28 protein-coding genes, 1 tRNA gene and 5 pseudogenes are annotated in these 23,966 nt (G+C 36.2%); 13 read left to right on the top strand and 21 right to left on the bottom strand.

Translation table 11 applies throughout. From position 1 onward, the window contains the following. Positions 1 to 26 precede the first annotated feature (26 nt). From rpoD to cysQ, 3 genes are all read left to right on the top strand, one after another. Entirely contained in the window at positions 27 to 1,838 is a 1,812-nt protein-coding gene (rpoD, locus tag CVFO_RS06755) for an RNA polymerase sigma factor RpoD (protein WP_201339290.1), read from the top strand. Between the two features lie 8 nt (positions 1,839 to 1,846). Then, positions 1,847 to 1,923 (top strand) — tRNA-Ile (locus tag CVFO_RS06760). 46 nt (positions 1,924 to 1,969) lie between these two features. After that, on the top strand, positions 1,970 to 2,734 hold the full coding sequence (gene cysQ, locus CVFO_RS06765) for a 3'(2'),5'-bisphosphate nucleotidase CysQ (protein WP_201340435.1): 765 nt from the start codon (positions 1,970 to 1,972) through the stop codon (positions 2,732 to 2,734). Here cysQ and nadC read toward each other — a convergent pair. From nadC to aat, 6 genes are read right to left on the bottom strand one after another with little or no spacing between them, the layout of a single operon-like run. Further along, positions 2,720 to 3,553: a carboxylating nicotinate-nucleotide diphosphorylase gene (gene nadC / locus CVFO_RS06770; protein ID WP_201339291.1), complete on the bottom strand. Its 834-nt coding sequence runs from the start codon at positions 3,551 to 3,553 to the stop codon at positions 2,720 to 2,722. The two genes, cysQ and nadC, sit on opposite strands and share 15 nt — an antisense overlap. Beyond that, positions 3,534 to 4,619, bottom strand: coding sequence for a lipid-A-disaccharide synthase (lpxB, locus tag CVFO_RS06775; protein ID WP_201339292.1), 1,086 nt, complete (start codon positions 4,617 to 4,619; stop codon positions 3,534 to 3,536). Before lpxB ends, nadC begins: the two co-directional genes overlap by 20 nt. 7 nt (positions 4,620 to 4,626) lie before the next feature. Beyond that, a complete protein-coding gene (yhbY, locus tag CVFO_RS06780) occupies positions 4,627 to 4,929 on the bottom strand; it encodes a ribosome assembly RNA-binding protein YhbY (protein WP_201339293.1) in 303 nt (100 codons plus the stop codon). Next, a complete protein-coding gene (gene lysA, locus CVFO_RS06785; RefSeq protein ID WP_201339294.1) occupies positions 4,922 to 6,163 on the bottom strand; it encodes a diaminopimelate decarboxylase in 1,242 nt (413 codons plus the stop codon). The genes yhbY and lysA overlap by 8 nt, the downstream gene beginning before the upstream one ends. Positions 6,164 to 6,169: 6 nt before the next feature. Next, entirely contained in the window at positions 6,170 to 6,301 is a 132-nt protein-coding gene (locus tag CVFO_RS09165) for a hypothetical protein (RefSeq protein WP_281064395.1), read from the bottom strand. Between the two features lie 43 nt (positions 6,302 to 6,344). Further along, on the bottom strand, positions 6,345 to 7,004 hold the full coding sequence (gene aat / locus CVFO_RS06790; RefSeq protein WP_201339295.1) for a leucyl/phenylalanyl-tRNA--protein transferase: 660 nt from the start codon (positions 7,002 to 7,004) through the stop codon (positions 6,345 to 6,347). 715 nt (positions 7,005 to 7,719) lie between these two features. Here aat and CVFO_RS06795 point away from each other — a divergent pair. After that, positions 7,720 to 8,826: pseudogene (locus CVFO_RS06795) on the top strand (IS3 family transposase). Between the two features lie 79 nt (positions 8,827 to 8,905). Here CVFO_RS06795 and CVFO_RS06800 read toward each other — a convergent pair. After that, positions 8,906 to 9,667 (bottom strand): annotated as a pseudogene (locus CVFO_RS06800) (transposase); the annotation flags it as partial. Between the two features lie 134 nt (positions 9,668 to 9,801). Here CVFO_RS06800 and CVFO_RS06810 point away from each other — a divergent pair. Then, positions 9,802 to 10,146: a PrsW family glutamic-type intramembrane protease gene (locus CVFO_RS06810; protein ID WP_201339242.1), complete on the top strand. Its 345-nt coding sequence runs from the start codon at positions 9,802 to 9,804 to the stop codon at positions 10,144 to 10,146. 125 nt (positions 10,147 to 10,271) lie between these two features. Here CVFO_RS06810 and CVFO_RS09525 read toward each other — a convergent pair whose 3' ends face one another. The 4 genes and pseudogenes from CVFO_RS09525 to CVFO_RS06820 form a co-directional block, all read right to left on the bottom strand. Next, positions 10,272 to 10,478: a DUF6685 family protein gene (locus CVFO_RS09525; RefSeq protein ID WP_425352097.1), complete on the bottom strand. Its 207-nt coding sequence runs from the start codon at positions 10,476 to 10,478 to the stop codon at positions 10,272 to 10,274. After that, positions 10,450 to 10,554 (bottom strand): annotated as a pseudogene (locus CVFO_RS09605) (hypothetical protein); the annotation flags it as partial. The pseudogene CVFO_RS09605 and the gene CVFO_RS09525, both read right to left, overlap by 29 nt. Before the next feature lie 192 nt (positions 10,555 to 10,746). Next, positions 10,747 to 10,986 carry a hypothetical protein gene (locus CVFO_RS06815; protein ID WP_225879240.1) on the bottom strand — a complete coding sequence of 80 codons (240 nt, stop codon included), beginning with the start codon at positions 10,984 to 10,986 and terminating at the stop codon, positions 10,747 to 10,749. Next, positions 10,953 to 11,114, bottom strand: coding sequence for a hypothetical protein (locus CVFO_RS06820; protein ID WP_201339297.1), 162 nt, complete (start codon positions 11,112 to 11,114; stop codon positions 10,953 to 10,955). Before CVFO_RS06820 ends, CVFO_RS06815 begins: the two co-directional genes overlap by 34 nt. 64 nt (positions 11,115 to 11,178) lie before the next feature. Here CVFO_RS06820 and CVFO_RS06825 point away from each other — a divergent pair, with 64 nt between their 5' ends. Both CVFO_RS06825 and CVFO_RS06830 read left to right on the top strand, forming a co-directional pair. Continuing rightward, complete coding sequence (locus CVFO_RS06825; protein ID WP_201339298.1) at positions 11,179 to 11,466, top strand: hypothetical protein; 288 nt, start codon at positions 11,179 to 11,181, stop codon at positions 11,464 to 11,466. 10 nt (positions 11,467 to 11,476) lie between these two features. Further along, positions 11,477 to 11,617 carry a helix-turn-helix transcriptional regulator gene (locus tag CVFO_RS06830; RefSeq protein ID WP_342591006.1) on the top strand — a complete coding sequence of 47 codons (141 nt, stop codon included), beginning with the start codon at positions 11,477 to 11,479 and terminating at the stop codon, positions 11,615 to 11,617. A gap of 254 nt (positions 11,618 to 11,871) precedes the next feature. Here CVFO_RS06830 and CVFO_RS06835 read toward each other — a convergent pair whose 3' ends face one another. The 4 genes and pseudogenes from CVFO_RS06835 to CVFO_RS06850 form a co-directional block, all read right to left on the bottom strand. Continuing rightward, a complete protein-coding gene (locus tag CVFO_RS06835; protein ID WP_201339299.1) occupies positions 11,872 to 12,588 on the bottom strand; it encodes a hypothetical protein in 717 nt (238 codons plus the stop codon). A 146-nt stretch (positions 12,589 to 12,734) separates the two neighbouring features. After that, a complete protein-coding gene (locus tag CVFO_RS06840; RefSeq protein ID WP_201339300.1) occupies positions 12,735 to 13,898 on the bottom strand; it encodes an acylneuraminate cytidylyltransferase in 1,164 nt (387 codons plus the stop codon). Next, positions 13,895 to 14,776 (bottom strand): N-acetylneuraminate synthase family protein, encoded by an 882-nt coding sequence (locus CVFO_RS06845; protein WP_201339301.1) that lies wholly within the window; start codon positions 14,774 to 14,776, stop codon positions 13,895 to 13,897. Before CVFO_RS06845 ends, CVFO_RS06840 begins: the two co-directional genes overlap by 4 nt. Before the next feature lie 304 nt (positions 14,777 to 15,080). Further along, a pseudogene (locus CVFO_RS06850) lies at positions 15,081 to 15,263 on the bottom strand (integrase core domain-containing protein); the annotation flags it as partial. 164 nt (positions 15,264 to 15,427) lie between these two features. On the opposite strand from CVFO_RS06850, the pseudogene CVFO_RS06855 reads away from it, so the two are divergent. Both CVFO_RS06855 and CVFO_RS09535 read left to right on the top strand, forming a co-directional pair. Then, a pseudogene (locus tag CVFO_RS06855) lies at positions 15,428 to 16,509 on the top strand (IS3 family transposase). Beyond that, on the top strand, positions 16,494 to 16,625 hold the full coding sequence (locus tag CVFO_RS09535; RefSeq protein ID WP_201339302.1) for an HPP family protein: 132 nt from the start codon (positions 16,494 to 16,496) through the stop codon (positions 16,623 to 16,625). The pseudogene CVFO_RS06855 and the gene CVFO_RS09535 overlap by 16 nt, the downstream one beginning before the upstream one ends. Positions 16,626 to 16,910: 285 nt before the next feature. Here the strand turns inward: CVFO_RS09535 and CVFO_RS06865 are convergent, their stop codons facing one another. After that, entirely contained in the window at positions 16,911 to 18,224 is a 1,314-nt protein-coding gene (locus CVFO_RS06865; RefSeq protein WP_201339303.1) for a DEAD/DEAH box helicase, read from the bottom strand. Positions 18,225 to 18,409: 185 nt separating this feature from the next. Between CVFO_RS06865 and CVFO_RS09540 the strand changes: the two genes are divergently transcribed. Further along, a complete protein-coding gene (locus CVFO_RS09540; RefSeq protein ID WP_425352129.1) occupies positions 18,410 to 18,490 on the top strand; it encodes a hypothetical protein in 81 nt (26 codons plus the stop codon). Continuing rightward, positions 18,483 to 18,674, top strand: a complete 192-nt coding sequence (locus CVFO_RS06875; RefSeq protein ID WP_201339304.1) for a CPXCG motif-containing cysteine-rich protein — start codon at positions 18,483 to 18,485, stop codon at positions 18,672 to 18,674. The genes CVFO_RS09540 and CVFO_RS06875 overlap by 8 nt, the downstream gene beginning before the upstream one ends. Positions 18,675 to 18,687: 13 nt before the next feature. Here the strand turns inward: CVFO_RS06875 and CVFO_RS06880 are convergent, their stop codons facing one another. From CVFO_RS06880 to ccoS, 4 genes are read right to left on the bottom strand one after another with little or no spacing between them, the layout of a single operon-like run. Next, positions 18,688 to 18,918 (bottom strand): BolA family protein, encoded by a 231-nt coding sequence (locus CVFO_RS06880; protein ID WP_201339305.1) that lies wholly within the window; start codon positions 18,916 to 18,918, stop codon positions 18,688 to 18,690. A gap of 3 nt (positions 18,919 to 18,921) precedes the next feature. Then, positions 18,922 to 20,202, bottom strand: coding sequence for an inorganic phosphate transporter (locus CVFO_RS06885; protein WP_201339306.1), 1,281 nt, complete (start codon positions 20,200 to 20,202; stop codon positions 18,922 to 18,924). A 10-nt stretch (positions 20,203 to 20,212) separates the two neighbouring features. Continuing rightward, positions 20,213 to 20,890, bottom strand: a complete 678-nt coding sequence (locus CVFO_RS06890) for a TIGR00153 family protein (protein ID WP_201339307.1) — start codon at positions 20,888 to 20,890, stop codon at positions 20,213 to 20,215. After that, positions 20,883 to 21,089 carry a cbb3-type cytochrome oxidase assembly protein CcoS gene (gene ccoS / locus CVFO_RS06895; RefSeq protein WP_201339308.1) on the bottom strand — a complete coding sequence of 69 codons (207 nt, stop codon included), beginning with the start codon at positions 21,087 to 21,089 and terminating at the stop codon, positions 20,883 to 20,885. Before ccoS ends, CVFO_RS06890 begins: the two co-directional genes overlap by 8 nt. Before the next feature lie 252 nt (positions 21,090 to 21,341). Between ccoS and CVFO_RS06900 the strand changes: the two genes are divergently transcribed. Then, positions 21,342 to 22,292: an acetyl-CoA carboxylase carboxyltransferase subunit alpha gene (locus tag CVFO_RS06900; RefSeq protein ID WP_201339309.1), complete on the top strand. Its 951-nt coding sequence runs from the start codon at positions 21,342 to 21,344 to the stop codon at positions 22,290 to 22,292. Continuing rightward, positions 22,273 to 23,445 carry a tRNA lysidine(34) synthetase TilS gene (gene tilS, locus CVFO_RS06905; protein ID WP_201339310.1) on the top strand — a complete coding sequence of 391 codons (1,173 nt, stop codon included), beginning with the start codon at positions 22,273 to 22,275 and terminating at the stop codon, positions 23,443 to 23,445. Before CVFO_RS06900 ends, tilS begins: the two co-directional genes overlap by 20 nt. Before the next feature lie 49 nt (positions 23,446 to 23,494). Here the strand turns inward: tilS and ybeY are convergent, their stop codons facing one another. Beyond that, positions 23,495 to 23,932 (bottom strand): rRNA maturation RNase YbeY, encoded by a 438-nt coding sequence (gene ybeY / locus CVFO_RS06910; RefSeq protein ID WP_201339311.1) that lies wholly within the window; start codon positions 23,930 to 23,932, stop codon positions 23,495 to 23,497. Positions 23,933 to 23,966: the final 34 nt, after the last annotated feature.

Consider the following 23,966-nt stretch of genomic DNA (forward strand, 5'->3'; position numbering starts at 1 on the left):
TTGTCAAACACATTAACTTTAAATTTATGAAATCCACAACTAAAGCACACAAGCAAGCACTACAAAAACTCATCATGGTTGGTAAAGAGAAAGGCTACTTAACCTACTCTGAAATTAATGATATTCTGCCAGAAGACTTATTAACCCAAGAGCAAGTAGAGCCTATTGTTACGATTCTTGAAGAGTTGGATATTACTGTTTCTGATACTGTGCCAGATGCAGATACCTTGGTAGTTGAATCTGGTGCTAAAGCACAATCAACGTCAGCAGAAGCAGCAATAGCAGCACTTGCAGCACTGGATTCAGAATTTGGCAGAACAACAGACCCAGTTAGAATGTACATGCGTGAAATGGGTGTTGTTGCTTTACTAGAGCAAGAAGATGAAATCCGCATTGCTAAAGAAATTGAAGCTGGCGTGTTTGAAATCATGAAAAGCATCACTTTATATCCTGTGATTACTAACTTTTTTTTCAAAGCGCACACCCGCCTAGAAGAAGGAAAATGTAAAATGACCGATGTGATTATCGGCTATCAAGGCGATGCAGAAGACTTTGCTGCAAAAAAAGCCGCTTTTGATGCAGGTGAGTTTGATGACGATGAAGAATATGAAGATATGGAAGAAATGGAATACACAGGACCTGATGAAAATCAGGTGTACGGCCGTTTTGAAACCGTATCAAAATGCTCCGAAATTTACAACAAAACCAACGAAAAATTTGGTTTTCGTCATAAAAAAACAATTGAAGCGCGCCAACGATTATCTCAAGGCTTGTCAGACTTACGCCTAGCGCCCAAACTGGTCAATACCATGATAGAGGTTATTTGCAACCGCGTGGACCAAGTCAAAAAACAAGAAAAAACCATTCAAAATGCATGTTTAGATGCGGGCATGGATCGATTATATTTTTTTGAATCATTTTCTAATAATGAAACCAATTTTGACTGGCTTAATACCATCAAATTAGACGAGAAGACTAAAGAAAAATTAAAGGTCAGCAAAAATGAGATTTATTATGCACAAAAAAATCTCCAACAATTTGAAGAGGAAATGCAACTCACTATTGCTGAGCTTAAAGCATTAAACAAAATGTATCGTCGTGGTGATCGTCGTGCCAAAAAAGCCAAATCACAAATGATTGAAGCAAACCTTAGATTGGTGATTTCAATTGCGAAAAAATATGCCAACCGTGGATTGCAATTCTTAGACCTAATTCAAGAAGGCAATGTTGGCTTAATGAAGGCGGTTGATAAATTTGAATATCGTCGCGGTTACAAGTTTTCTACTTACGCTACTTGGTGGATTCGTCAGGCCATTACTCGCTCTATTGCAGACCAGGCGCGCACCATTCGCATTCCAGTCCACATGATTGAAACCATCAATAAACTTAATCGTGTACGTCGCCAACTCTTGCAGAAATTTGGTCGCGAGGCTTCCCCTGAAGAGTTAGCAACTGAAATGGAACTGCCAGAATACAAAATTATCAAAATTCTAAAAATTGCCAAGGAGCCTTTGTCAATGGAAACCCCGGTTGGTGATGATGAGGACTCTAATATTGGTGATTTTATTGAAGACACCAATCTATCTTCACCGGTTGAGATAACCACCAAGGAAAGCTTAAGAGAAACCACAAGCGAGTTACTTTCTAACTTATCGCCTCGCGAGACTAAAGTATTAAAAATGCGTTTTGGTATTGATATGAATACTGACCACACTTTAGAGGAAGTTGGTCGTCAATTTGATGTCACTCGTGAGCGCATTCGCCAGATTGAGGCCAAAGCACTGCGTAAGCTAAGACACCCTTCTCGTGCGCATAAATTACAAAGCTTCCTAGAATAATCCTTTAGGGGCCTATAGCTCAGTTGGTTAGAGCAATCGACTCATAATCGATTGGTCCTTGGTTCAAGTCCAAGTAGGCCCACCATTTTCATCAATACTTATCATAGCCAATGAGGTATGATAATATAACCATGTTTGATTTACTCATACCGCCATTAATTAAGCTAACCACTCAAGTTGGTGATATGATTATGTCACTTTATAAAAGTGAGCTTGATATTAAAATCAAATCAGATGAAACGCCACTGACTATTGCTGATAAAAACGCACATAAACTAATTATTGAGGCACTTTCAAAACTCACGCTAAACACCACGCCCATACTTTCAGAGGAATCTGAAGTAATTAAATTTTCTGAACGCTCTAAATGGCATGAATACTGGTTAATCGACCCACTTGACGGCACGCGTGACTTTCTTGAGCAAACAGGTGAGTTTTGTATTTGTATTGCTTATATTAAACAAAACAAACCAATATTTGGCATGATTTATGCACCACTAAGCAAAACACACTACTATACAACAGATGCAAACAAAACGCTCAAACAACAAGAACGTATTGTTCAGACATTAAATGTACACACCAGCCATCGCCCTTTAAAAATTGTCATTGGTCATTGGTCGTCACACAACAAACAATTGCAAGACCACTTAGGAAAATGTAGTACTTATGAAGTATCTCAACTGGGTAGTGCGCTAAAATTTTGTGCTATTGCAGAGGGCAAATATGACTACTATCCAAGATTTGGTCCTTGTTCTGAATGGGACACTGCTGCTGGCGTATGCATTTTACAAGGCGCAGGTGGCAGTGTTGTTAACCAAGATGGAGAGCCTCTAAGTTACAATACTAAAGACGATTTAACCAGCCCAATTTTCTTTGCTTCAAACAAATCTTAAAGACAAATCTATTGCTTGAATATTCTTAGTGACACTGCCTGTAGAGATAAAATCAACACCGGTATTAGCCACTGCTACAATGGTGTTTTCATTGATATCGCCAGAAGCCTCCAAGGGTAATTTACCTTTAGCAAAGCCAACCGCTTGTATTAAGTCACTTATGGAAAAATTATCACACAACGCTCGGGCGACACCACTAAGTGTGAGCGCTTCTTGTAATTGGCTCAAGTTTTCAACTTCAACAATTAAAGGAAGATTTGGGTATTTCTCTATTGCTAATTTAACTGCTAAGGTGATTGAGCCTGAAGCAATAATATGATTTTCTTTCAGCATAATACAATCATACAAGCCCATACGATGGTTAACACCACCACCGCATTTTACTGCGTATTTTTGTGCCAATCTTAGCCCAGGAATGGTTTTTCTAGTATCTAGCAATTGTGCATTGGTGTGACTAATTTTATTCACTAAGTCATGAGTTTTTGTCGCCACAGAGCTTAACATCTGTAAAAAGTTAAGCGCCACCCTTTCGGCGCTAATAATGGCCTTGGAAGCACCTATTAAAACACACAGAACTTGTCCTGAATTAACGCACTCACCATCTTTAACTTTCCAATCTAGTTTGATTTTATCGTCAAGTGATAAAAATGCACTTTGTGCGTATTCCACGCCACAAATAACACTGAATTCTCTTGATATAATCTCAGCTGTAATTATTTTATTTAATAACAAATCAGCAGAAACATCGCCAGAACCAAAATCCTCAGCCAATGCCAATGCCACACTATTAAGAATGTGTTTATTCGTTAATAAATTCATAAATAATACGTGCTGACTCATCACTAGCATCTAAGTCTAACTGTTGATGGATTGCATTAAACGCTTTGATTAACGCTTTATTATCACGACTCACGATTGCCATGGCATGTTTGGCGATATTGTTGCCGCTGGCATTATTTTGAATCAATTCTGGCACTAAATTTTTATTGGCAATTATATTTGGCAAGCTAATATATTTACTCTTGACCAATCTTGAAGCAATAAAATAACTAAAACTAGACAATTTATAAACAACCACCATAGGCACACCAACCAGTGCCAACTCCAACGCCGCAGTGCCCGATGCAACTAATGCCAAATCTGCATTTAACATACGCACATGTGCACACCCAAGTGAAATTTCAACTGGAGCATTCCCTACTTGGACAGTCACCCAATCTAATAATTCATCATTCGCTAAGGCTAAGTGAAAGGTTAACATTGGATCTTGCACGGACATTATTTTAGCTGCTAGCAGCATTTCAGGCAGTAATCTTTTAATTTCACTTTGCCTAGAACCCGGCATTAGAAGAATATTTTTTGTCTTAATATGTGGCTTTCTAGGTCGCAAACTTTGTGCTAAAGGATGCCCAACAAATAGCGCTCTTTGATTGTGCGCTTGATAAAAACCTACTTCAAATGGAAATAAACACAGCACTAAATCTGTTGATTGTTTAATTTTTTTAATCCGAGATTGGCGCCAAGCCCAAACCGAAGGCGAAATAAAATGCACGGTTTTTACACCTTGAGATTTAAGCTTTCTCTCAATTATAAAATTAAAATCTGGCGCATCAACACCAATAAAAACATCGGGTTTTTGATTAGAAAAATAGACAATAATAAGTTTTCGCAAATGCAATAAAGACGGCAATTTTTTTAAAACCTCACTAAAACCCATCACATTGACTTGCTTTTGATCCCAATGTTGCACACATCCAGCAGCCGTCATTTTATCCCCAGCTAAACCCTCAATACTGACATCGGAATTTTGTTTTTTTAAGGATTGAATTAGCTTGGAACCAATCAGGTCACCTGAGGTTTCCACTGCACTAATTGCAATCCTCATTGGGTGCTTACTTTTTTGGAAGGATAATTTGTGGTTCTTCATCAAAGCTACGGTAAATCACCACAATATTGCCAATTACTTGTACCAAATGGGCATTAGAAGCATTAATAACTTTATCAATTATTTTTTGCTTTTGCTCTCTCTCGTCAATACGTATTTTAATTTTTAGCAATTCATGCTTTTCCATGGTTGCCTTAAGTTCTGCCAAAACAGACTCGCTTAATCCGTGCTGTCCTATCATTATGACAGGCTTTAGACTATGGCTTTTTGATCTAAGAAATTTTTTTTGGTTGTTGGTTAATTTAATCATTAATCATATGCTCTTTGTTAAATAAATCTTGAATAGTTTCACGTTCTCGCACTAGTGTGTGTTGATTGCCTGATACCATTACTTCCGCTACTCTAGGGCGAGAGTTATAATTTGAGCTCATGGTAAAGCCATAAGCGCCAGCAGACATGAGTGCTAAATAATCTCCTTCAGATAAGGAAAGTTTTCTATTTTTGGCTAAAAAATCACCTGTTTCACAAATGGGTCCCACCAAATCCCAATTAGCATCAACGCCTTTAGAATTTTCATTAACGGGCAATACTTGATGATAAGCTTGATAAAAGGCAGAGCGTAATAAATCATTCATTGCGCCATCAATAATTGCAAATGATTTATCTGAATTTTGCTTTAAGAATTCAACTTTGGTAATAAATACACCCGCATTGCCAACAACTGCCCGACCCGGCTCTAAAATAATTTTTAAATCGCCCACTTTGTCAAGAATTGAGGCGATATAAGCATTAATATCAATCGTTTGTTCATTGTCATACTTAATGCCAACACCGCCACCTAAATCCAAATGAGTAATATGAATATTAATTTTATCAAGTTTGGCAACCAGTTCAAGCACTTTATCAAGTGCGTCTAAAAAAGGAGACACTTCTATTAATTGTGAACCAATATGGAAATCCAGCCCTTTGACGGTTAAATAGAGTGAATCATGTGCCATTTGATAAATAAGAGTAGCATCATCAATATCAACACCAAACTTATTTTCTTTAAGTCCTGTTGAAATATACGGGTGTGTTTTTGCATCAACATTAGGATTAACACGCAGCGAAATTGGTGCTTGCACGTTCATATCTTTTGCCACTTGCTCAATGCGATTCATCTCTGCCATGGACTCAACATTAAAGCAAAAAATGCCCACTTCTAGAGCACGTTTAATTTCAGCCTTTGTTTTAGCCACACCTGAAAATACACAGCGGGATGCATTTACTCCAGCAAATAAAACGCGCTCTAATTCACCAATAGATACAATATCAAAACCTGAACCTATTTTAGACAAGACATTAAGCACTGCTAAATTAGAGTTGGCTTTAACCGCATAGCAAATTAAATGCGGATGTGTGCCAAATGCCTGGTCAAACTCATACCAGTTATTCTCAATATCAGTGCGAGAATAGACATAAAGTGGCGAGTCGTAAGCATCCATTAAATCTGTTATAGCAACAGATTCAGCATGTAGTATGTGATTTTTATAAGAAAAACCCAAGATTTATTATGCCGTTTGAGTGGTATTTGGCAAGATTAATAATGACGATTTAACACGTTCCAATTCGCCCATCTTGCCACAAGCAGAAATACCAACAACAATAAAGGCTAATACTATAAATTTGATTATTTTTTCCATACCGTCTCTTGACCTGTTTTTTTATTTAAAAACAACACTTATTTTACAGCAATTCTTTTAATAGTTTAGTGAACACACGACGCCGTATATTAAAAGCACCTAAACTTTTTAAATGCGGATTCTCAACTTGGCAATCAACTAATTTATAAGGCATATTTATGAGCAAATACACAAAAGCAATTTTAGAAGCGTCTCGTACTAATGAAAACATAGACTCACCAAAAAACACCTGCCCTAAAGCAACGCCATAAAGCCTGTCTACCAATTTAGAATCTTCATACACCTCAACCGAATGTGCAAATCCTTGTGAGTGGAATTCAGTATAAGCATGTGCCATATCATTATCAATCCGGGTGCTGTCTTGATTTTTACGCTGAATGGTTTTACAATGGTGAATCACACGTTCAAAGTTTGTATTGACTTTAACCTCAAACTTATCAGAACGAATCGTTTTATTAAGGCTTTTTGAAATATGAAGCCGCTCTAAAGTAATCACCATTCTTGGATCTGGAGAATGCCAAAGCACTGGCTCTGACTTACCATACCAAGGGAAAATTCCCTGTCGATACGCACTCAAAAGTCGGCTGGTTGTTAATTCACCACCCAATGCGATTAGCCCATTGGGCTCTTTTAACGCCAGCTCAACATCTGCAAAAGGAGTATCAACAGATGACAAAACAAAATTCTTAGGTATTTCAATCACTGGAACGTCATATCAACTAGATGTAGTTTAGGGAATATAAAAAATGATTGTTATTTGATAGTCATCAAAAGATGTTGCCTAAGGCATCAGTGTGCGTTAGTGCGTCTTTATCAATTCTGCTGGTAAGTTGGTTGGTGACGTTGTACATCATATCGCCTGCATGTGTTTTAAAGGTTGGGTTGTTTTGGGTATCATAATGATAATATTTTTGGGTGTTATAACTGTTCTTTGATAATAATCTGCCCGTTTGTTATATATCTGTGGGACATTTATTTTTCTTTGTGGGGTGTAGTAACAATGCCAATATCTGTTTTGCCTTCTGCAAGAACCTTTCCAGTTTTTACTGGTACAGTCGGTGTTTCTGTAGTGATGCTTACCATTAACTGTTTTCACGTAAGTTAATGTTGCATTGCCAAATTTTCTGTAGTAGTAATTGGCTTTGGCTCGATAACTATTGGCTAGTCTTTGGTAATTTTGATAATACTGATAATACTGATAATATCTATCCGAATAATAATCTAGTCTATCGGCATAATTTTCATAACTATTACTGCAATAGTCTAATTTTATTGGACACAAAGATAGCCTTATAATACAAACCATAAGGAGGTCAGTAATGACACAATATAAATCAAGAAAACAACGAGTGACTTTTACCGTTGAACATTCTGTTCAATACCCCCTTGAGGGGGGAACACTAGATTATGCCAAACTCATGGTGCATGAGAATTACACCAATAAAAAAAATCATGATAATATCAGGAGCTTGCTCCTCAGCAGTTAGCAGATGGAGAAAACAATACCTAGCAGAGCTTGGTGGACAAACACCAGAGTCAGGCAAAGCGCTGACTTCTGAACAACAAACAATACAACTGCTTGAGAAACAACTTTGGCGCGCACAAAGGGACAATGAAATCTTAAAAAAGGCAACAGCCTTGTTCGCTGTGGACAATCACCAAGTGATATGATTATCAAGATAAACAAGGCTTGCCAACAATACAATACTAAAGAATTATGAGCATTACTCAAACTTCCTCACAGTAGTTATTACTATCAAGTCAAAGATAAGCGAGTAAACAACAACACCAACGCTATGATTAAATTAATCAAACAAACTGCTATTGAAGTTGGATACACCTATGGCAAACGCAGAATGCGAGTAGTTTTGAATAACCAAGGTTATAACATTGGTATTTACCAAACTGCAACGCTAATGAAAAAAGCCAATGTAGTTGCCATACGCCCAAGAAAGCGTCATTATTACCCTAATACTAGATTGATGTTTAAAAAGGCAAAAAACCTATTAAATCGTGTGTTTGAGCAGCAATCAATTAATACGCATTGGGTTGGTGATATTACCTATATCAAAACCTATCAAGGTGGGAGTTATTTAGCCAGTGTGTTGGATTTAGGCTCAAGACAAGTTGTTGGTTGGGCATTGTCAAAACAGCCTAATGCTCAGTTGGCAAAGGATGCGCTTAGTAATGCTGTGTCTAGACACCAGCCCAATACAAATAAACACATGTTTCACTCTGATCAAGGGACTCAATACTCTTCTAAAGTTTTTATTGATTATTGCAACAAGAACAACATTACTCAAAGCATGAGCAGGCGAGGTAATTGTTGGGATAATGCGGTCATGGAGCGTTTCTTTAGAAGTCTGAAGACTGAGAGATTAAATTATCAAAGTTTTGCAAATCATAGTGAAGTCGTGCAAAATGTAGAGGGTTATATCTACTTGTATAATTACAAAAGGATTCATTCAGCGATTGGGTATTTAACACCTGCTCAAAAGATGGCTGAATTGAAAAAAGCGGCTTGAAATGTGTCCAAGTAGGTTAGAGCATTGCACACTCACCGAAACCCTACATTTCCCTAAATCATGCCTTCATTGTGAAGATCCGCCACTGAATCAAACGTTCTAATGATTGAATAACTCGTCTTGCTGGCATGGACAAGTCCACATCAATATTCAAGCCTTCCCGATTGTAATCATCGACAACATTAAAAGTTCTAATGTGCCTGCCATCAGTGAGTGAGTCTGACATAAAATCCATTGACCAAGTTTGGTTAATAGTTGTTGGCACACTCAGTGCTTCGGGTTTATCTCTTTTGATTCTTCTTCTTGGCTTGATTCTTAGATTGAGCTCCAGTTCTTGGTAAATGCGATACACTCGTTTATGGTTAAATTTGTAGTCTTTAACATTACGTAGATATAAATAGCACAGTTTAAAACCCCAACGCTTGTGCGTTGCGGTTAAGCGCAGTAGACAATCGGCAATTAAAGCATTGTCATCACTGAGTTTTGGTTGATAATAATAAGTGCTTTTACTAATGCTACAAACTTCGTAAATAAGTTTGATACTTGTGTTCTTATTTTGTTCATTGATGTTTAAAGCCATCCTCACGCCACTGGGATGGCTTTAGAACTTTTTTGCTAAGGCATCCTTTGTAATTTGCAGTTTCAACTCACTCTCAGCATACATACGCTTGAATTGAGCATTTTCTGATTCTAGCTCTTTTAAGCGTTTAACCATAGAGACAAAATCTGTATCACCGTATTTAGATCTCCATTTGTAAAATGTGGCTTGAGACATTGCGTATTCACGGCATAGATCAGCCACAGATATGCCTGATTGGTTTTGTTTGAGTATGTTGACTATTTATGACTCTGTATATCTTGATTTTTTCATGTGAAAACTCCTTATTTTTTATTATAGAATTTTCTACTTTAGAATGGTGGTTTTTTGGGGTATTACATTAACAAATTAAAGAAGTAGTGCCACGTCATTCATTGGTGCCATTAGTAAACAATACAGGAGTAATTGCGGGCCCTGTTGGAGAGTTGGCAAAACTTTTAGCGGTTATGGCACTACTTAGTAGACAATTGATTTCAAAGAAATTAACTTTATTTTATGTGGTGTTATGTACTTTAGGTTTTTCGATGATTGAAAATGTTTATTTTTTTTTGAAATATAGTGAAATTTTGTTTATAAGGGCGAATCCAGCCCATATGGTATTTTCTGCAATATGGGGTAGTGCCTTAGGCGCTTGGCTGACTAAAGAAAAAAGTTTTTCGTATTTTTTATTTGCGTTGTTTCTGGGTAGGGGCTACATGCAAGTTGGAATTTATTTGCAATAAAAAATACAACGTTTCATATTTATCTGTTTATTGCAGTACCTTGGATTGGTCTTAGCTTTATTAAAAATCAACTTTAAATTTATACATTGCTTCATTAAATTGGTGATATTTCATTTCTTCATCAGCTACAAATAAAAAACATCATATTTATTTAGTAATTGTCTCACTATATTTTGATTAATGTTGTATTTTTCTAATTTACCCGATATTCCAACATTTTTATTTAGCTTGTTGGCAATATAGCGGGCTGATGCAAAGTGATGAGAGCCACCACTATTCATAAGAAATATCCGTTTATCCCAGCTATAAGCCTCCAAAAGAATCATGGTCATGGTGGTGAATAATTCTTATTTCATCATGTGCTAAATTTTCATTTAGTTTTTCTGTGGTAATAGGGGCTATCATTTCTTTAGAATTTGTTTTACCATGTCATCTAAATTTATAAAATCTTCAAGTTTAGATTTAGAAGCAAAAAGACCACTAACATTTTGTATATCGCAAATATAATTTCTTTCAATCTTGCAACCCTAGAACCCGTGAGGAGGATTTTGAAAAAATACCTCCTTCAAACCTCCTAAATTTTTGATAAACAGAGATAAGTCAGCTTTGCTTTTGACTGTGAGAGTCTGTAGTTTTCTGTGATTTTTCTCTACTTGATTTCATTTCTTGTTGGCGTTTGTTTTTCACAAACTCGATCAATTCACCTTGATTAATAAGGCCTTGCTCTTTAGCTTGTTTTATTTCATCAAGACTGATTTTATCAGTTGCCATATTTAGGCTGTTTTGCATAATTTTCCGGGCTTGTTCTATCTCTTGCTTTTCACCAAGAGTATCGACCACTTTTTATCATCTGAAAATTTAACACTAGCTTCTGCATTAAAATAGTCTTTGGCAACAGATTTATAAGCAGACACACGCTCAAATAAAGAATCATCTTTAGGGGTAAAGATATGAGCGTTATTAGACATGTTAAAATTATAAGCCAGTAGTTTTATTAAAAAACTAATTTTACACCATGCTAATATACTTACTTTGAATACTCAACAACCGCCCTATACAGAAGAATTAAAGCATATTGCAGATAGTATGGGCATCTCTCTGTATCAAAGGCTTACTATAGCAGAAGCATCGCTATTTTTACGCATATCAGTAGCAGAGCTTAGAAAAATTTTAAAGCAGGGAAAACTTAACCATACAGAGATAACAGAAAAAAATTATGAATTTTTTGGTTATCAACTATTAGAATTTTTATTAAGTACCACTACCAAAAATAAAATTAAGCCAATTATTCCTGGAAAAACACCTGATAGAATTATATAGAGCTAAAGAAGTGCAAAATATGACAGGGCTATCAAGAACGACTTTATGGCGATTAGAGAATAAAGGTGAGTTTCCTTATCGGGTAAGCCTTGGTGGAAACAGTGTAGGTTGGAAACTTAGCGAAATAAAAGGGTGGATTGATGAAAGATAGAGAAAATTTAATGTGTATACATACTGGTATGCATTTTTAAATAAGAAAATAAAAAACCCTTTAGAAGTCTTTTTTTAAAGGGTTTTTGTGTATAAAAACGGTGGAGATGGGGATTTTATACTCGATAACGAGAGAATCTGCAAATGAGGCTTGTTGTGTGTCCTTCTAGGACATTCTTAAGAATTTTTTGTTGGTTGTTTAGATGGTTTCTATTTTACTGGTTTGGGTTGATTTATGCAAAGGTCTCATTTAAACTAATTAACGGACTTCTTAAGTATTTTTTCTAAATTTGCATATTCAAATATATCAAGCAAAGATGTGTTTGAGCAATTATAGATTTTATTTTTTTCTAACAACATTTGGTACTGTTTAAATATTTTTCCAGTAGCTGCAAATGTATGTTGATTGTATGACTTACCTTTCATGGTTCTTGAAATTTCATTTTTTTGATGAAGCCCCTCTTTGTAAAACCTCCATTGATTTCCCTGATTGCATACATAATTATGATCTATTCCTAATAAGTATATCTCATCAAAGCCCATATAGATAGCACTTATTAAGGCATAAATACTGATAGTGTTTGCATTCCATATCATATTTGTCATCTTTATATCTTTTTTATTAAAACTGTAATATTCACCTGTATTGATTCCTGTGTAATACCAATTCACTTGATGGTTGTTAAAAAGTTCGTATTTATTGAGTATATATCTTGTATTATTTTTGTAAGTGTTAAGTCCAAATAGTATTTTTGTATGTTTAGGTATATATTGTTCCATATCTTCAAACCAATCTTTCCATTCTTGCTCTGTTTGTGGTAAATGAATTGGTGCTGTCATATAATATTTTTCAACATCACCACTCATTATTTCTTGAAAGTCTGGATGAACATAAAAGTTATTTAAAGCGAAAACAATTTCATTTTTTAATACTTTTAAATTTTCTTGTTTTATGGATGGTCCACTACCCAAAAGAAAACATCTTTGTCCTTTATGTTTGTCCTCAAGTTCTATGTTTTTTGCGACCAAGTCCTTATATTTTTTTAAAAGAATTAGAGGTTCTTATGTTGTTTATTTTGCCTAATAAAATAGGTGGCAAGAATGATTTTATTTTATTTTTAGTTACCATTATTTTTCTTTAAAATAATTTCAATAAATTCTCTTACTGCGCCATAGCCACCAGTTCTTTTAAGTTGGATAATATTTGGTATGCATTTTATTTCATCTACTGCATTTTTTGGACAGGCAGATACAGATACTTTTTCTAGCAATTCCCTATCATTAATATCATCACCAGCATAAGCAACTTCATCGAGCGTTATATTTTCCATTTTACAAATTTCCTTAACAACTTGTAATTTCTCACCATGCTCAACATCTTGATATAAATAATCCACTTTTAACTTTCTTGCTCTGTTTTCCACTATTTTTGTCTTCTCACTAGTGATAATACCTGTCTTGATACCAACATTCTTTAATAACTCAAAACCCTTTCCATCATGTGTATTAAATTTTTTAAATTCTTCACCATTCTCTCCATAATACATACCCGCATCAGTTAGCGTGCCATCCACATCACTTAAAAACAATTTTATTTTATTTTTAGGCTTTTGGTAGTCAGCATATTTTTTCATTAATTGTTCCGCAATAAGCCAATCATCCGGCTCGTCCAATTCAAGCATTGTATGTTCTAGCATTTCATAAATTTCAATCTTGCCACTTAACCTATTCTTATATTTTTTTACATTGCCAACAGAGCTAATATAAATTGCGCCATTTTCTATCAAGTTGCCAGAAAAATCTTGCCTTTTAGGACGGTATTGATAGTTGTAATTTAGTGCTTTTCCGTTTTTATCCCATAAAAATCTTTTAAAAACCGCGCATGACAACAGACTATCTGCGTTAGATTTTTGCAGCTTGTCAATTGATAGGTCAATATCTTCTGCCGTTGTAAATGGAGAGGTTGCTTGAATTAATAAAAATAAATCATCATTGGAAAAATCTTTTTTATCTAAAAATTCAAGCATCACATCTTCTGTTGAGGCCGAATTAGAAGCATTTCCCTTGTCCCTGTCATAAAGACTAACTTTAGAAAAATTAAAATGACTCACAGCTGATTTTATCTCTTTACAATCTGTAGCTACATACACTTTATCAATATGCTTAGAATTAACAACTGCAAGTAGAGCCCAATATATTAAAGGCTTGCCATTCAATTCTTTAATATTTTTAAAGGCTACTGACTGACTACCACACCTAACTGGAATAAATGCTATATTCATTTTCTATTTTTCAATTTATCTCGTTGGGCTTGTTCAATTAGCAGTATTTCACTATCTTTAAAATTCAGTGCTTTGTAAGTAGCATTTAAATCTCTTACTAATTTCTGAAGCCCTTGAGGTTCTAATGATGCAGCATGGTCTGTACCTTTCCATGTCCTATCTTTGGTAAAATGCCTCTCTATCCATCTTGCCCCTAAAGTATAAGCAGCAATATCCAAGGCAACCCCTAAATGATGACCAGAAAAACCTATTTGATTTACTCTGTTTCCATAATTATCATATAACCAGTTAATCTCAAGTAATGCAACATCCTCAGCAGGAACAGGATATCCAGAAGTGCAAGAATAAATTAATAATCTTGATTTTGCTTGGTTTGTTTGTTCAAAGAACTGAACAATTTCCTCAATTTCGTCTTTTGTTGTCATGCCGACCGACAACTGAACCTGCCCTGTAAAATCGTCTCTAAGCACCTTCAACATATCAAAATTATTATTGCAAGCCGAAGGAACTTTTAAAAACTCAGGTTCAAGAGTTATCATTTCTTTTGCAGAAGTAACATCCCACATTGAGGCGCTATAAATCATGCCGATATTATCACAATACTCTTTCAACTCTTTATTTTGAGCCACATTAAATTCTAAAAATTCTCTATGCTCTCCATAGGTCTCACCATACGAATTATGCGCTACAGGATGTTTTGCTTCGTATTGCTCTTTGGTTAATAATTCCTTATTATTTCGTTTTTGAAATTTAACATATTTAGCGCCAGACTCTTTTGCTAAATCAATTAATTCTTTGGCAATCTTTATGTTACCCATATGATTACAGCCTATTTCAGCTATTACTTTGGGTTCTTGATAGTTATGGTTAAATGGCATATTTACTCCTATTTTAAGTTTAAATAGAGATTGTCTAAAACTTTCCAATCTCTTTTGTACGTGAATAGTTATCTCCAATATGAATAATAATATCATAAAAATAATTATTCACTTTATTACAATACTTATCCCTATATTTTTTTTTCATAATCCTTCATTCCGTTTCTTTTCTATTATCTCTATTTCGTCATCTGTAAAATTATGCTCTTTAAACCAATCAATGCCATAAGGAGTGTCATATTGTAATACCCCAATTTTCCATACAACTCTAAAGTAGAGGCTTGACTTGTTTACAGTCATCTTATCACGCCACCTTTGCCCTAGGTGGTATGCCACCTAGGGCAAAGTGCGGTCGTTCGTTATTATAAACCCATAACCACTGTGTGGTTGCATCTTGTGCTTGCTCAACAGAATCAAACAAATGCAGATCTAAACACTCTTGTCTTACTGTACGGTTAAATCTCTCAATGTAGGCATTTTGAGTTGGTGCAATAGTCTAATTTTATTGGACACAAAGATAGCCTTATAATACAAACCATAAGGAGGTCAGTAATGACACAATATAAATCAAGAAAACAACGAGTGACTTTTACCGTTGAACATTCTGTTCAATACCCCCTTGAGGGGGAAACACTAGATTATGCCAAACTCATGGTGCATGAGAATTACACCAATAAAAAAATCATGATAATATCAGGAGCTTGCTCCTCAGCAGTTAGCAGATGGAGAAAACAATACCTAGCAGAGCTTGGTGGACAAACACCAGAGTCAGGCAAAGCGCTGACTTCTGAACAACAAACAATACAACTGCTTGAGAAACAACTTTGGCGCGCACAAAGGGACAATGAAATCTTAAAAAAGGCAACAGCCTTGTTCGCTGTGGACAATCACCAAGTGATATGATTATCAAGATAAACAAGGCTTGCCAACAATACAATACTAAAGAATTATGAGCATTACTCAAACTTCCTCGCAGTAGTTATTACTATCAAGTCAAAGATAAGCGAGTAAACAACAACACCAACGCTATGATTAAATTAATCAAACAAACTGCTATTGAAGTTGGATACACCTATGGCAAACGCAGAATGCGGGTAGTTTTGAATAACCAAGGTTATAACATTGGTATTTACCAAACTGCAACGCTAATGAAAAAAGCCAATGTAGTTGCCATACGCCCAAGAAAGCGTCATTATTACCCTAATACTAGATTGATGTTTAAAAAGGCAAAAAACCTATTAAATCGTGTGTTTGAGCAGCAATCAATTAATACGCATTGGGTTGGTGATATTACCTATATCAAAACCTATCAAGGTGGGAGTTATTTAGCCAGTGTGTTGGATTTAGGCTCAAGACAAGTTGTTGGTTGGGCATTGTCAAAACAGCCTAATGCTCAGTTGGCAAAGGATGCGCTTAGTAATGCTGTGTCTAGACACCAGCCCAATACAAATAAACACATGTTTCACTCTGATCAAGGGACTCAATACTCTTCTAAAGTTTTTATTGATTATTGCAACAAGAACAACATTACTCAAAGCATGAGCAGGCGAGGTAATTGTTGGGATAATGCGGTCATGGAGCGTTTCTTTAGAAGTCTGAAGACTGAGAGATTAAATTATCAAAGTTTTGCAAATCATAGTGAAGTCGTGCAAAATGTAGAGGGTTATATCTACTTGTATAATTACAAAAGGATTCATTCAGCGATTGGGTATTTGGCTTGCTACACGCTTTAGTTTCTCGTCCATGGAACTTAATTGGCGGGCATAGTGTTTCTGCTGCAGTAGGTGTTGCTTGTTTTTATTTGATTGCTGATATCAATTGCCATCCCACCAAATTAAGCCATTATTAGCAAATAGCTCATTGTGTGAACTGGCTATTTGCTAAAACACGTCAATTAATCGTTAGTCGAATAACAGGCTACGCCACCTTTTTGTGAACCTGCTACAAATAAGCAACGCGTATTTGGATTATCAACGGGTGTCCATTCGTATACTCGAATATTCCAGTCTGGTATTTCGATTAAATATTCTGAAGTTGGTGACTGTTTTAACGCCCATTGTGGTTATTTTTTCCCACAATCCAGCATGAGCCGGGGTTAAAAGTAGTGTAATAATAAATGCGATTAACTTGGTTCTCATGTTGTTTTCCTTGTAGATTTTTTATTGGGCTTACTACCCCAAAAACCTTTTTTATTGTTTGGTTTATTTTCTTGAGAATTGCTATTTTTGCCGTATCTAGGCTTATTACGGCTCTTATTTTTTTTTGGTTTTTTGGTTTTTGGCGGTAAGATTTTCTTGCCCGATTCTGGCAAATTGTGCTCTGGCACAAATCCTTCTACCATTACACGGTCTAATTTATTTTGAATGAGGCGTTCAATATCAAATAATTGCTTAGCTTCATCAGTACTAACTAATGAAATTGCCTCGCCTTTTGAACCAGCACGACCCGTACGACCAATACGATGTACATAATCTTCTGGCACATGTGGCAGGTCAAAGTTAACGACATGTGGCAATTGGTCAATATCAATGCCCCTTGCAGCAATATCAGTTGCCACTAACACGTTCACTTTGGCATTTTTAAAATCTGCCAAGGCTCTTGTACGAGCACCTTGACTTTTGTTACCATGAATGGCAGTTGCACTAATTTTTTTCTTTTCTAATTGAGTGGCAATGCGATTTGCACCATGCTTAGTACGGCTAAATACCAGCACCTGATACCAGCTATGTTCTTGAATAAGGTGTGTGAGTAGTGCTTGTTTTTTGGATTTATCAACAGGATGAATCCACTGCTTTACCGCTTTAACGGTGGAATTTCTAGGGGTGACTGATATTTCTACAGGGTTGTTAACTAAACCCTTTGCCAGTGTTCGAATGTCATTAGAAAAAGTGGCTGAAAACATGAGTGTTTGCTTTTCTGGTGGTAGGATCTTTAAAATTCGCTTAATATCATGAATAAATCCCATATCTAACATTCTATCTGCCTCGTCAAATACAACAATCTCTAGCGTGTCAAATTTCACTGCATTTTGAGAATATAAATCTAATAATCGCCCTGGTGTGGCGACTAAGATATCAACACCACCACGCAACTTTCGCATTTGTGGATTAATCTTTACGCCGCCAAACACCACACTTGATTTAAGCGACAAATGCTTACCATAAGTCGCTACACTATCGCTGACTTGTGCGGCTAATTCACGCGTAGGGGTTAGGATTAGCGTACGAACCTGATTGGATTTTGTAGGATTACCTTTTGATAATATTTCAAGAATAGGTAGCGTGAATCCTGCTGTTTTACCCGTGCCAGTTTGGGCAGCGGCCATAACATCTTTACCTTCTAAAATAGCTGGAATAGCTTGAGCTTGTATTGGTGATGGCTCGCTGTATCCTTGTTGCTCGATGGCTTTAAGAATTGAATCAGACAAGCCTAATTTTGAAAAACCCATAATTAGAGAATATTTTAAATAAAGACAGGCATTTTACATTAGCATTCTATAATAGATTTATGAATAAATATCGGACTGTTAAAAGTCCGTCTGAGGTGCTGTGTATCTCCTAGCCCCTGTGTATGGATTTGCAGATACAATCAAGCTAAAACTATTGTATCGGTTGTAAACGCCATAGTGATGAAATCACGCATTGGGTTAATTATTCAGCGGCGATACAACGAGCCATTATGAAGGATCTCAAAGAACGAAATATCGATGAATGAATGTCAACAACAAAGCGTCCAATGCCCTTATTGTGGCGAGTTAATTGAACTGAGTATTGATTGTTCGGCGCCTAATCAAAGCTATATAGAAGATTGTTCAGTTTGCTGTCATCCAATTAATATTACGGTTAATACAGACTTTGATCAACAAGTGCATTTACAAGTGACCCATGAAAATGAATAAACTTTAAAAGTTTTTAGGCGTCTTCTTCTGGCGTGCGTGTTTTGATACTGAGTGCATGAAGTGTACCATTAGTAATTTCTTCATTCATAACAGCAAGTACCATTTTTTGCCTAGCCAATAGTGACATACCCTCAAAAATTGGCGACACTACTTTTGTTGAACAGCTACAACCATCACCCTCCATGGTAACCGTTGAATTTTCTATACCTGCTTGAATTTTTGCTTGAACTTCTTCTAATGTCATTACCTATGCTCCAAACGCACCTTTAAATGCAAAGAAAAATAAAATAGACATGATTGCACCTGCGGGTAAGGTAATTAACCAAGATAAGAAAATCGTATTAATAACCCGCATGTTAAGTGCCGCCACACCTCTAGCAATACCAACACCCAATACTGCCCCTACCAAAACCTGCGTGGTGGACACAGGAATGCCTGTTGATGAGGCCAAAACTACCGTTGTTGCAGCCGCCAATTCAGCAGCAAAGCCACGAGAAGGGGTAAGTTCTGTAATGCCCTTACCAATGGTTTTCATCACTTTAAATCCATAAGTCACCAAACCAAATACAATACCACCGCCACCAACCAGCAAAACCCACGAAGGTGCAACACTTTTTGAGGCAATATCGCCACCGGCTTCCACAATACTATAAACCGCAGCTAGTGGACCAATGGCATTGGCAACATCGTTAGAGCCATGTGCAAATGCCATGGCAGATGCGGTAATAACCATCAGCACAGCAAAAAGCTTTTCCATATTGGCATAATGAAAATCTTTGTCGTCCTCAGGGTCTATCTTGATGCGTCTCATAATAAACGCAGCAATCACAGCTGCTAAAATACCAACTGCAACTGCAATCATCACACTTAAAGAGGCATCTTTAGAGATATATTTTAAAGACTCGACATGTTTAAGGCCTTTAAACAGCGTGACCAATGCAATAATAAAACCAACAAAGAATACATAAAATGGCAAATATTTTTTAGCATTGGCTAACGGGTCTTTGGTATCAATCACCAAGGCCTGTAAACTTTTAAAGATAATAACAGCGAGCGTACCAGCGAGCACTGGAGATGCCACCCAACTCATCACGATTTTAATCACTTTATCCCAAGCAACTGCATCAGCACCCACACCTACCGCGCCAAAACCAACAATAGCACCAACAATTGAATGCGTTGTAGAAACTGGCCAGCCTAGAGATGAGGCAATCAATAACCATGTGCCTGCCGCTAAAAGCGAAGCAAGCATGCCATATACTAATAAATGTGGGCTATCGGTGAATAATGACGCATCCAAAATGCCTTTACGAATAGTGGCGGTTACTTCTCCACCCGCAAGAATTACACCTGCAAATTCAAAAATAATTGCAATAACAACTGCCTGCCTAAAGGTAATAGCACCAGAGCCCACCGAAGTGCCCATAGCATTGGCAACATCATTAGCACCAATACCCCAGGCCATAAACAACCCAAACCCAATTGCCAACATAATAAAAATATCAGCATAATTTGCAATAATATCCATGACAGTCTCCTTATCTTGCTAATAGCACTTCTAGTCTTGAGCCAACTTTTTGCGCAGCATCTGCAAGCTCACCCAGCCATTCCACAGCGCGATAATAAAACATAACATCAACAGGTGGCAAACTAGACTCTAATGGAAATAATTCAGCACGAATTTCGTGCTGAATTTTGTCAGATTTGCTTTCAAGCTCATTCACATCTTTAATAATAGAGCCAACAACTTTACGCTCACGACTACCAAATGCAGTTTCTAACAACTCATCCAACTCATTAACGGCTTTAAGCGCCATGGAAGATGTTTTGATACAAACCTTAGTCAGTTCTATAACATCATCAAAAATCTCATCTGGTAGAGTCATCTTACGATTAATCATCAAACCTGAAACATCCTTAGTGATGTTGGCAATAGAGTCTTGGATTAGTAATAAATCAAGCAAGTCTCTACGTGAAAAAGGCATCATAAATGTTGAAGGTAAGCTCAAACGCAACTTCTTTTTAAGAATATCTGCTTCGCCTTCTTTGGTGCCAATATCGCTTCTAATTTTTTCAGCTTGTGCCCAATCTTGGGCATGGATGGCAACCATAAAGCCGTTGAGTTCTGAAATACATGAGTGTACTTGTGTCATGTGTTTTTGTAGTGGGCTAATGGGTGATTTACCAAATAGACCGTCAATTATATTTTTAGCCATTTTTTTTCCTCTTTTTATTTACCTTATTTTTCATATTTTTTTTAAGTTCTAAGTTTGTCTGCTCTTCGTCAAATAAAATGCGCTGACCCTCTCCTTCTAAATCATCAAACTGACCATTCTTAACGCTCATCATCAAAAGAACAACAAGAACAACGCCAACAAAAATCATACTGGGAATTAGCCAATAAATTACATCCATTTTTCTTCCTTTTTTTACTAACAAACAATATTAATGCCTTTTATTTTTTCATTATTAGCAAGAATTTTCTCACAATTAATAAAAAACACATCGAATCTTACTCATTTAAATTACACAAAATGTCCATCAGTTCATTACAAAACCAACTCAAATACATTCAAACAACAAATATAAAAGTGGCAAAAGCTAAAAATGCCAATGTTTCTGCTATAATTTTAAACATTAATATATGAACGAATTTTAAACTAGAGTATGAACTTAGACTATCTTAATTTTGAACAACCCATTGCCGAGCTAGAGGAAAAAATACAAGCGCTGGATAATATTAAAGACAAAGCAGACATTGTTAATGAAATGGAGGCGCTTAAAGTCAAGAGCAGTGCTTTAACCAAAAAAATATTCTCCTCTTTAAACGACTGGCAAATATCTCAACTAGCACGCCACCCAAAACGCCTTTATACACTTGATTATATTGCTCATGTGTTTGATGAGTTTACTGAATTGCACGGTGATCGCACCTATGGCGATGACCACGCTATTATTGGTGGCATTGCAACATTAGATGCCCAGCCAGTAATGTTTATTGGTCAGCAAAAAGGGCGAACCATTCAAGAAAAACTCAAATACAATTTTGGCATGCCTAGGCCTGAAGGTTATCGCAAAGCCTTACGCTTAATGAAGCTGGCCGAAAAATTCTCAATGCCTGTTGTTACTTTTATTGACACACCTGGTGCTTACCCTGGTATTGGCGCTGAAGAGCGAGGTCAAAGTGAGGCTATTGCTAGAAACCTATTTGAAATGTCAACCCTTGCAACGCCCATTATCTCGGTAGTTATTGGTGAAGGCGGCTCTGGTGGTGCGCTAGCAATTGGTGTGGCAGATACAATCATGATGTTTAAATACAGTATTTATTCCGTGATTTCCCCAGAAGGTTGTGCCTCCATTTTATATAAAGATGCCACCAAGGCCAACCTTGCAGCAGAATCCTTAAAGCTAACCTCAACTCATCTTAAAGAAGAGGGGCTGATTGACATCATTATTGACGAACCATTAGGTGGCATCCACCGCGACCCTTTGCAAGCAAAAGTATTACTAAAAGAGGCGTTAACACAACAACTCAATAAAATTAAACAACTACCAATAGAGCAGTTGTTACAAAACAGACAAGAAAAACTCTTAAGTTTTGGAAGATTTAAAGACTAAAGATTTATCTCTTAAGGGTAAGAAAATTATCCTTGGTCTTAGTGGTGGTATTGATTCTGTCGTACTGTTGCATTATTTAAACACGCATTATCCCAATAAAATAAGCGTCATTCATTGCAACCATCATTTATCTCAATATTGTAACGAATGGGCTAAGTTTTGCGAAAAACTATGCTCAAGCCTTAATATTACCTATTTAAGTATTGATTTATTTTTTGATAATACATCTAATATCGAAGAAAATGCACGCAAAAAACGCTACCATTCTCTATCTAAGTTATTAAAGGAAAATGAGATACTTTGCACAGCGCACCACCAGAACGACCAAGCAGAAACCCTACTTCTACAACTGTTCCGTGGTAGTGGCGTCAAAGGATTAGCCGCCATGCCTAAAGAAAAGCCTTTAGGCAAAGGCATTCACTATCGCCCTTTTTTAACAATTAACAAGTCTCAAATTATTGATTATGCTAAAAATAACAAATTAAACTGGATAGAGGACGATAGCAACAAAAACACTGATTTTAAGCGTAATTTCTTACGTTTAGAAGTTCTACCTACACTATCTGGCGTGTATAAAAATTTAACAAGAACACTTGCCAGAAGCGCAAAACACCAATCAGAAGCCTTAAAACTTATACACGTATTGGCTGATATTGATATCAAGACACATCACATTATCAATAATGCCAATCGTATTAATACAAGCAAACTTATCAAACTTGAAACCCACAGAATTAAAAACATTCTTCGCCATCATCTACATTTGCTTAACTTTTTAACACCTAGCGACAAAATAATGCATCAAATTATTGAACTGCTACACACAAAAGAAGATGCCAACCCTTTGGTATGTTGGGATAAATATGAGATAAGACGTTATCAAAATGAATTATATTTCATTAATAAAGCCCTACCAAGAAAAAATGCGTCTTGTCCATTTTATGAAGAACTCAAGGATTTTCAAAATTTTTCAATTCGTTATCGACAAGAAGGCCAGCGTCTTAAATTACTAGGAAAAACACACACTCAATCACTAAAAAAAGTCTTACAAGAAGCCAATATCCCGCCCTGGGAGCGGGGTCAGTTAAAAATGTATTATATTGATAATAAATTATGCGCCATTGAACGTATCGGCAAAATATCTAATACTTAGAGGGATAAATCTTGCTTATTCCAAATGGATGGCAGTATTTCTTGCTGGCTTAGTAAGGGTTATTAATCCCAATTTTTTCTGAGATTTTTATCTCTAGGCTTTCCATTTGCTGCGCATCTTTCGTGTCAATATGGTCATAGCCCAATAAATGCAACGTACCGTGAATTGCCATATGGGTTAAGTGATGATTAAAAGATTTATGTTGTTCAATAGACTCTTTTAAGACGACCTGTGTACAAATCACCACATCCCCTAAAATCGTCTCATCAATTTCAATCGGCAAATCACTTGGGAATGATAATACATTAGTAAGTTTATCCTGATGACGATAAACTTTATTAAGGTTTTGTATTTCCGCTTCATTGACTAAGCGAATCAATAACTCGCTTTCACCCTTGCCCAGCTCTTTAATCACTGTTTGCAAAGTGCTGCTTAAATCATGCTCATTAACAGATGAATCATGAATACTATTTTGAATAACCACCATACTTAATCTCAGGCTTAATGCTATTTATTGATAA

The organism is Isorropodon fossajaponicum endosymbiont JTNG4 (assembly GCF_016592615.1).
Taxonomy (GTDB): Bacteria; Pseudomonadota; Gammaproteobacteria; order PS1; family Pseudothioglobaceae; genus Ruthia.